This window comes from Okeania hirsuta (assembly GCF_003838195.1).
Taxonomy (GTDB): Bacteria; Cyanobacteriota; Cyanobacteriia; order Cyanobacteriales; family Microcoleaceae; genus Okeania; species Okeania hirsuta.
Genome location: NZ_RCBY01000400.1, coordinates 1 through 3,950, shown reverse-complemented (window position 1 = coordinate 3,950; position 3,950 = coordinate 1). Strand labels below are relative to the sequence as shown.

General features: G+C 42.7%; 3 protein-coding genes. 1 reads left to right on the top strand and 2 read right to left on the bottom strand.

Annotated features, from left to right (window positions below; translation table 11 throughout):
* Positions 1-254: TerB family tellurite resistance protein (locus tag D5R40_RS30880; protein ID WP_192901334.1), on the top strand; the 254-nt coding region annotated here is incomplete at its 5' end.
* 679 nt (positions 255-933) lie between these two features.
* On the opposite strand, the gene D5R40_RS30875 is transcribed toward D5R40_RS30880, so the two are convergent.
* Positions 934-2,469, bottom strand: coding sequence for a cytochrome P450 (locus D5R40_RS30875; protein ID WP_124147765.1), 1,536 nt, complete (start codon positions 2,467-2,469; stop codon positions 934-936).
* Between the two features lie 351 nt (positions 2,470-2,820).
* Positions 2,821-3,609, bottom strand: a complete 789-nt coding sequence (locus D5R40_RS30870; RefSeq protein ID WP_161565131.1) for a tRNA-dependent cyclodipeptide synthase — start codon at positions 3,607-3,609, stop codon at positions 2,821-2,823.
* Positions 3,610-3,950: the final 341 nt, after the last annotated feature.

The window sequence follows — 3,950 nt, the reverse complement described above, 5'->3', positions numbered from 1 at the left end:
ATGCTAACCTTGAAGAGCTATTGAGTCAAATAAAATTTAATTTTCCACTTAATTTTCGCCACTCCCTATTGTACCAAGCGATCAAAATGAGTCGAGCTGATGGGTTCTACCATGAAAAAGAAAAAGCGGCGGTGGCTAAAGCGGCGGAAATTTTGGGTGTTGACAGCAAGGTGGTTGTTAGTCTAGAGTCGATTGCCGAAATGGAAGATACAGCAGATCGACTGCGCATTGCCTTATTTGAAACAAAAGCTTAATTCTGCCTTATATCTATAGCGATTGCATATCTGTAATAGCGAGAGAGGACTTGAAGCTACTTGTCCAACAAGTAAATCCAAATCCTCTCATATAGAATCCGGTTATATAATAAGTGTTCAACCTGATTTTATATTAGGCAGAAACCTGGTTTACCACGGTAATGTTTTCTGATTTTTTCACTAATGAGGGATCATACCCTAAACTGTAACGTTATAGTTATTGAAATTTTTGGATGAGATCAAATCCGTTGGCTTCGGAGTAATATAATTCCTATCGTCAGTAGGGAAAAAATGTTGCTCATTCCTAGAATTTCGACTTATTATTCCTCACTACTGAATTATACTAATGCTACCGGATTTGATATGATATAGAATCCAGTTATATAAGCAGAAACCGGGTTAATCGCGGTAATGTTTTCTGATTTTTTCACTAATGAGGGATCATATCCTAAACTGTAACGTTATAGTTATTGAAATTTTTGGATGAGATCAAATCCGCTTATATAATAGAGTTGTCGCTAAATAGATAGAAAAAATCGCTCAAATTAAGACACAGTAGTAATTCCATACGTTTTGCACTGGAAATTGCTAAAATCCTTACATGATAAGGGTTTAGCAGTTTTTTATAGTTATAAAGCGACAAGTCTAATAAGTGTTCAACCTGATTTTATATCAAACTTTATTCAGCTAGAGGTTCGATGACAATTGTTCCTGGTTGTGCAGGTCGGGGCATAGTCTTATAGTGCTTTAACTGTAGGTCAATGCCTTGAGCTGAAACTTCGTAGCGACTGTAAAGCTCCGATAACAGAATAGACTGCATCTGTACCGAGAAGATTCTTCCAGGGCACTTGCGAGGGTTTCCCTGAGAGTTGGTCATGCTGAAGGAATTGATCTCATAGCGATCGCGTGCAAGTACCGAATTGAGGTTTTCGCGATTAGATTTTAAGATGGCATCTATATTTGTTGGGTCGAATAGGTTCGGATTAGGGAATATCGACGGATCGGAGTTCGCCTGCTGACGATCGAGCCACATCATAGTGCCCTGCGGAACTGTGACCGAACGCCCCTGATGCTGAAGAACAAAAGGGGTAGTCGTGCGACGCCATAATGCTGTGGGGTTGCTACCACCTAAGCGTAATGCCTCTAGTACAACTTTATTGATGAAGGATAGTTTTTCCTCATTACCACCAGAACGAGCCTCGGTAACAACGCTTGCTTTAATATCGGGCGAGGTTTCCAAAAAAGCAAGGAGCCACAACATACTCAAGGCAGTAGTTTCGTAAGTTGCCACGATGATAGCACCGAGTTCCTTCAACTTGGCGGGGTCGAGATTCTCAATTTCTGGGATTGTTAGCGATCGCTCCCAGAGAGCAAAGTGCCGCCGGATCAGGTTCGAGTCAGGAGCTGCTTCCAAGGCTTCAAAGTTGTCTGTCAGAAGCTGGCGAACAAACGGAATAATGGTTTCAAAGTCGCTCATAGCCGCAGGGTTGACCTTACCGATCGCCTCCGAGGCAATATCTATGAAGTCCCGCGTCACTCGACCATACTCTGTTGATGCCAAATAAGTTGTCAGGGGCGTTTGAGTCAGGTCAAGTATTCCGGGAACGAAGCTGTCTACATGGGCGACAAGGAAAAGTGCAAAGTCGTCGAGAGGCATTTCTTGACTCGCCACACTTTTGAGGTAGTCCACAGCGTGTTTTCTCACAGTTGGCTCAAGCTTGGCGATGAAATTTAGATTGCCAAGGGATCTCTCCACTGCAGCTCGCTTCCCTGGGCGAAGGGGATGGTCGTTTGGCAGAGTGCCGACAAAATCACCGAATAGCCCACTGACCGGGTCTGTAGATGGTGCTAGAACCTGGTCTCTCGTGAGGGGAACATTCGTGTTTTGGTAAATGGCAATCTGTCCATTAAATCGGAAAGAGCAAATGCCCCCGTTTGCCTCAGCACAAGCACTAATACCTGAAGTGCGAAAATAGTTTGATGCTGATTCTCCTCTATCGACAGTTGCTTGGCGAAAGGCATTTCCGTGGTCTTGGAAAAGATTTGGGCCAAAATGATGGGCAAGTACGCCGGGGAAAGGAGAGCTAAAATATCGAAATAGCCAAAAAGTGCCAAGCAGGCGTTCCCCCCATCTGTTTACTCGCCCCCAGAGATGCAGCCAGAGTGGCATTGGCGTCCTTGTGAGAGCATTTTCTGGTCGTTCTGAATTGGTCATAGTACTGGTTCCTCGCTAGACTACAAGATAGATTTTCAGGATTATATCAAAGTTAAGTGGCTACTTAGGGCTTGCTGATTAACCCTCAAAGTATTTACAGATAAAGGATTTAGACTTTTTGGAGCGAAAAAAGTGCAAGCTTGTCGGTTGCTCAAGCTCAAAAAGTTAGCATTTTGAGCAGACAAAGGCGGAAAAATCAAGGGACAATTCCTCCTCCAACCTCCTCTATTAATTCCCATTTATCCTGACTTCCCCTCCCAGGAGGGGAGGGGTTAGGGGTGGGTTGACTCCTGTCTCCTGTCTCCTTGCCTTACCCATAAGACTTTTTCAGCAAACCCTACTTATGCATAGTTAGCGCTTCTTAAAATGGAGAGATACTATTATTAATTGCTTAATCTCTTCCAAAATATCTGGATAATCTCCGTTGACAATCTCAGTTAGGGTGCTGAATGTTCCTGGGTATACCATGACCGAAAACCCACGCTTTTGAAGACAGGCGAAAATAGCAAATTCCTCTAAGAAGTAGTCACAGGATCGGCGAATGCGCTGCTCGAGCAAGGTATCGCTCTGGTTTGAATATCGCCTAATCTGATAGTTGCGACTAAATGCTTCAACTGACGAGCGGAATTTAGCATTGCTTTTAAAATATATCTGGAGATATTGGTGAAAGTGTGCATAATCATCCCAGGTCTGAATTTGACTGCAAGTCTCGAAGGTAAATTTAGTCTGCTCTCCAAATGCCTTAAAAATATGTTCCTGTTCCCGAACGAAAGCACGACCAATTTCTAAAGCTTCAACCAGTGCAGTTTCTTGGTCTAGCGATCGCTTCAGTTCTATATTGATACGGTGAATGCTGTCTCCCACCAAGACTAGACAATGGGAAAACCTCCGGGAAATCCATTCAACCATGGCCTTAACCTTTGCTGGTTGAAAATTACTATTCTCAAGACTCACTCCTAAAAAACAGGAATCAAGTTGTTCAAAATTAGTCCTGGCACAGAGAGGATGTACAGAATCAATTTTAGCTTTATATTGCAACCCAAGAATTAATTCCGAGGTTGGAGAGTTATTTAATCGCTCTAGAACTGGTGGTAAAGAAGCCATAAACATTTTTATCAGACAACAAACAAGTAATATCATGTCCGGTAGCATCGGTATTGTATAGCAAAGGTAAGGAACGGGAAACAGACAGGAAGGTTTAATAGCAAGAAAAAAAAACTTAAATTTCCTGTATATACTCACCCTTGGGTTTACACAAACGATTGCCTTCGGGCATGATATAATATCAAATCCGGTAGCATCGGTGTAATTAGATTATTATGGTGGGGAGTGTGGGGACCCACCCCTAACCCCTCCGGTGGAGGGGAATTATCGAGAAATATTTGGTAATGGTTGAAGATGGAACATTTTTTTATACCGAATTAAACGGATTTGATATAACTGAATATTGAAAACTGGGGGAATTAGGATCGGGGTGATTA